General features: G+C 49.0%; 4 protein-coding genes. All 4 read left to right on the forward strand.

Features of this window, described 5'->3' with window-relative positions:
• The first annotated feature begins 83 nt into the window (after positions 1–83).
• From EBR25_13240 to EBR25_13255, 4 genes are read left to right on the forward strand one after another with little or no spacing between them, the layout of a single operon-like run.
• Entirely contained in the window at positions 84–422 is a 339-nt protein-coding gene (locus tag EBR25_13240) for a hypothetical protein (GenBank protein ID NBW41945.1), read from the forward strand.
• Positions 419–1417, forward strand: coding sequence for a hypothetical protein (locus EBR25_13245; protein NBW41946.1), 999 nt, complete (start codon positions 419–421; stop codon positions 1415–1417). The genes EBR25_13240 and EBR25_13245 overlap by 4 nt, the downstream gene beginning before the upstream one ends.
• Positions 1414–1812 (forward strand): hypothetical protein, encoded by a 399-nt coding sequence (locus tag EBR25_13250; GenBank protein NBW41947.1) that lies wholly within the window; start codon positions 1414–1416, stop codon positions 1810–1812. Before EBR25_13245 ends, EBR25_13250 begins: the two co-directional genes overlap by 4 nt.
• A 45-nt stretch (positions 1813–1857) precedes the next feature.
• Positions 1858–2067, forward strand: coding sequence for a hypothetical protein (locus EBR25_13255; GenBank protein NBW41948.1), 210 nt, complete (start codon positions 1858–1860; stop codon positions 2065–2067).
• Positions 2068–2279 lie beyond the last annotated feature (212 nt).

The raw sequence follows: 2279 nt of genomic DNA on the forward strand, positions 1-2279 counted from the left end.
CGAAGAGAGGACTTGCAATGGCTGTCGTGTAATTAATCAACGCTGTTATTATAAGTAGCTTGTACATAGTCTTTAGCCCATTCATGCTACTGTGGCTGATGTTTCGGAGAACAACCCCACATGAATACGCAAGAAAAAAAGAAACGACAGAGGAGCCGCCCTTCACACTGGAAAGTGCTGCACGAGTCGAACTTTTCCGAAAGTGCGTTGGGAAATCAATGGCAGCTGTACCTGTTCGTAGAATGCGGTCGAAGGTCGGAAGCGGAGAGTTGGTTCGGCCAACTACACAAGCAGAGGATTCCGTACTTTCTGGCCAGCTACGGCAGGCTCAACGAGCAGAACGAACTGATGCGAGTCTTCGGCGTGTTCGTTCCAACGGCATTTGTAACAGGAAGACAGAAAGAACGAGCAGCATCTCATGAAGTTGAATTTGATTCCGACGACGACTTTGCTTGAGGAAGGCAACAAAGCCCTCACTCAAAAGTCTAAGACAGAGGAAGCCAACAAGGTAGGCACACTGCGTGGTGGCACTGTGGGACTGGCAGAGTTGACTGATGCAGGACCGGAAATCTCAGGCACTTGCCACAGGCAAGCAATGCTTCGATTCATGGGCATAGACATCAAAGGTGCGGAAGAGGATTCGACACGTGACCTCATGTTCGCTGCAGGACGCACGAACGAGGATAGCTGGCTGGAAGTGCTACAGCAGTCATGGCCTGGAAAAATCTTCAGGGAAGAAGAAGTGCCCATCAAGTGGACAACCAAGGGTGGCACTAATGTGACAGGCAGACCTGATATTGTATTGGCCGAGCAGGATGGCAAGCTGGTACGAGGACTGGAGCTCAAGCTCATTTCATCGCTATGGACAGCGCGTACCGTACTCAAGGGAGAACCAAAGACTGGACACCTGACACAAGCAGCCCACTACATGTGGAAACTCTCTGAACAGTCAGGCCATGAAATTCCCTTCGAGCTCTGGTACACGAGCCGAGTGGATTGGCACATAATGGGATGGGCACAGAAGCACTTCCCAAAACACGGAGAGCAAAACTCCGAGTATTGCGAATACTCACAGAACAAGGAGGGACAGTTTGACATAAAGAAAGTTCTGCCATTTACTAAAGGTTTCCAACTTCAATTCCTGAAGAATGGACAACTACAATTCCGGGAAATGGGTGGCAAAAAATGGATTGACACAATCATTACCCGTGATAGAATTCAAACGTACTATGAAATCATTGAAGAGTCAGTGCAGAGTAAGACGCTCGGTCCTCGCCCCATTAACTTAGATTACAGTGGGCAAAAGGAAAACTGGAAACAATGCGACTTCTGTCCATTGGCTCAGACATGTGAAAAGTACGAGAAAGACTCTTTTGAGGTATGGCTCGCTAACGTCAAAGAAAGGACAAACTCATGAGCATGACCCGCGCACCAAGCAACATCCGAGGCAACGCAGTATCTACCCCCCGTTCAACTGGAGGTAAGAAGTCTGCAGACTTTACACTCTACGTCACCATCGACGACAATGGAGAGAAGGTCAACAAACGTCTGACTGGTATGTTCTTCGATAAGGCAGGACCGAAAGGCAAGCAGTACTCCGGCTCGGACAGAGACAGCGGCGTAAAGTACAAACTCTTCGCCAACGAAGATGGTACATTTGCACTCTATGCACGTCAGGAGAATGAGGAGAAGGGCTCCAAGCTTTGCATGCTCGCTGAGCGTGAAGCAAAGAACAGCGGCCTGAAGTATCACTCCGGAAAGTCCGAAGGCGGAGAGTATTACTCACTGTTCCGCAATACACCAAAACGCTAAACGGCAAGGGGTAGTGCAAGCTACCCCGCCATCTAGGAGAAAGCAATGCAACTCTTAATAGGTATTACACTCGTTTTATTTGCACTTATGGCTTGCGCAGGCTCCATCAAAGAGACTCCCGAAACAAAGGAGCCGGACATATGCCAAGCCCTCAAAGGACCACACCCTAAAAAGGAAGTCCAAATTCAGCCCTATTGTCCGGACAAAACACCAACTCCAACACCTACTAAACCTCCTAGAAGAGTAGAGAAGTGACATGTACCAGTGAAGGGCACCGAGCGCGTATCCGGACTAGGTTCCACTTCCACGTAGTCTATATTTCAGGAGAGTGAAATATGAGCACCGAACTAATCAATGAAATTTTGGACGAATTTGACTTCGAGATAGTCCACCGTACAATGAAGGCGCTTGACTGGACTTGGCATGGCTCGGTCGAATCGCCTACCATCGGTGACCTGCGCCGCATG

Source organism: bacterium, assembly GCA_009926305.1.
Taxonomy (GTDB): Bacteria; Bdellovibrionota_C; UBA2361; order UBA2361; family RFPC01; genus RFPC01.